A 1,995-nucleotide genomic window follows, 5' to 3' on the forward strand; every position below is an offset into this window, starting at 1 on the left:
GGTCCCGCCCTTCGCGTAGGCGTGAGTGGGCGCCGGCTGGGACTTCCCCGCGACGATCGGGTACTCGACCACGGGCGACCCGTCGCCGAAGTCGATCCGCGAGCGGTTGCAGTCGCCCGTGGCTTCGACCGTGAACGTCACCGTCGCGCCCGTCAGGGCGGACACGGCGCCAGGAGTCACCCGCGTCACCGCAGGCGGCAGGCTCAGCACCCTGAGGGCCGCCCCCGATGCGCCCGCTCCCGCCGGAGCCGAGCTACCCTCCGTCTTGTCGTGAGCGCTCCAGTTCCGCGGCGTCGGCGTCGCCTGCGCCGGGTACTGGAGCTCGACCGCCGAGAAGTTCAGCGTGAACTGCTCGGTCGGCTGGCCGCCGCCCCCGCCTCCCGCGTGAATTGAGGACACCATCACGTTCTTGAGCTCGTACTTGAGAGAGCCGCCCGCGGTCCCGCCCGGGACCTCCAGCGTCGCGGCCGGAAACTGCTGTCCCGTCAGCGCCGCCTTCTGGAGAGCCGGCGACGCCTTGTCCACCTTCTTCGTCAGCCCGACGATTCCCGGGCCGCCTTTTGCGACGCCGGCGGGCGCGGGTCCGGGAGGAACGGCGGGCGGCACCGTCTGCCAACGGACCGGATCGACCTCGATCCAGCCGACGTGACCGGCGGCCGTCGACTCGCCCGCAACCGCCCCGATTTTCAGGTAGCCCGCCGAAGCCGCTGCGAGACGCGCCTGAAGAAGGAGAACGCCGACAAGTACGAAGGCGGCAGCGGGCCCGGAACGCGTGTGAGGGACCTTCACGGGATCACCTCGCCATGGTCCCCGGCGCAGGCTGGAGGCCCTTGACCCCGGGGCCCTGCGCCGGCGCGCCGGCGTTCTCGACCGTCGCGTTCGACGCGTTGAGCACGAAAGACTCCGTCTGCGCGTTGCCGCCACCCGCGGTCCGGTACGACGACACCATGATGTCCTGGAGCTTCACGACGAGGTACTCCTGCTGTCCTCCTCCGGCCTTCCGCACCGAGACGGTGGCCGTCGGGAAGTGGCGGCCAGAAGCGGCCGCCTTGGCGAGCGCCGGCGATGCCTTGTCGACCCGTTTCGTGACGGAGATGTCGTGGAAGGAGACCCTGCCGGACCCCTGGGCCCGTGCCAACTGGTCGAACGAGAACGAGCTCACCACCATCCAGTCCCTGTGATCCTTGTGCGTGGACTCACCCTCGACGCCGTCGAACCTGATGAACGCGTCCGCGGCCGACGCGCGGGGCGCGAGCGCGAAGCCGGCGGCCAGGAGCAGGGCGGCGGAGACGCGGGACGTCGTCTTCATGGGTCCTCCTCGATCGAGTCTCAATCTAGGATGAATCCGGCCCACCGCAAGGAGAATCTCTGGCCCGGGAGCGAAAGAAGCTGGTCTCCCGGCGCCGGGCCGTCTTGCGCGGAGCCCATCGGGCCGGAGGCGTCACCTCTTCGGCGCAACGACCCCGGTGCCCGGCACGAACGTCCGCAGATCGCGAATCGACTGATATCGCACCGAAACAACGATCGGCCCGGCCGCTGATCTCGAGCCGCCCTTGGTCCCGACGCTGATCATCTCCAACCGTCGCCCGTGATCCCGTCGAATCGGGCGAACCCGCTCTGGCTCCCCGCGGCTGCCTGGAAGGCCGTCACCGCACCGACGAGGACAACGAGAACCAGAGCAGAAAGACCCCTGATCGGAATCGTGCTCATGAATCCTCCCGTCACTTCCTGGGCAGCGGCGCCACCGCCATCGTCGACTTGACCGAGACGTTCGCTGTCGAGTGGCCGGAGCATGCGTGGTCGGAGGCCTTCGGCGCCTGCGGCAGCTTTGCCCACGGGTCTGCAAATCCGTATGCCTTGACCTCGAAGGTCCCGCCCTTCGCGTAGGCGTGAGTGGGCGCCGGCTGGGACTTCCCCGCGACGATCGGGTACTCGACCACGGGCGACCCGTCGCCGAAGTCGATCCGCGAGCGGTTGCAGTCGCCCGTGGCTTCG

At 69.4% G+C, this 1,995-nt stretch carries 4 protein-coding genes; all 4 read right to left on the reverse strand.

What is annotated here, in order from left to right:
- The coding region (locus VGK32_13380; GenBank protein ID HEY3382760.1) for a type VI secretion system tube protein Hcp at positions 1-789 on the reverse strand (789 nt) is incomplete at its 3' end.
- A gap of 4 nt (positions 790-793) precedes the next feature.
- Complete coding sequence (locus VGK32_13385) at positions 794-1,309, reverse strand: type VI secretion system tube protein Hcp (GenBank protein HEY3382761.1); 516 nt, start codon at positions 1,307-1,309, stop codon at positions 794-796.
- A 260-nt stretch (positions 1,310-1,569) separates the two neighbouring features.
- Positions 1,570-1,710, reverse strand: coding sequence for a hypothetical protein (locus tag VGK32_13390; protein ID HEY3382762.1), 141 nt, complete (start codon positions 1,708-1,710; stop codon positions 1,570-1,572).
- A gap of 11 nt (positions 1,711-1,721) precedes the next feature.
- Positions 1,722-1,995, reverse strand: a 274-nt coding sequence (locus VGK32_13395; protein HEY3382763.1) for a hypothetical protein, incomplete at its 5' end; no start/stop codon positions are given.

It is taken from the genome of Vicinamibacterales bacterium, assembly GCA_036504215.1.
GTDB lineage: Bacteria > Acidobacteriota > Vicinamibacteria > Vicinamibacterales > Fen-181 > FEN-299.

Excerpts from the sequence above, each read along its gene's own strand:
- VGK32_13385 (HEY3382761.1), bottom strand. The coding sequence starts at position 1,309 with ATGAAGACGACGTCCCGCGTCTCCGCCGCCCTGCTCCTGGCCGCCGGC.
- VGK32_13390 (HEY3382762.1), bottom strand. The coding sequence starts at position 1,710 with ATGAGCACGATTCCGATCAGGGGTCTTTCTGCTCTGGTTCTCGTTGTC.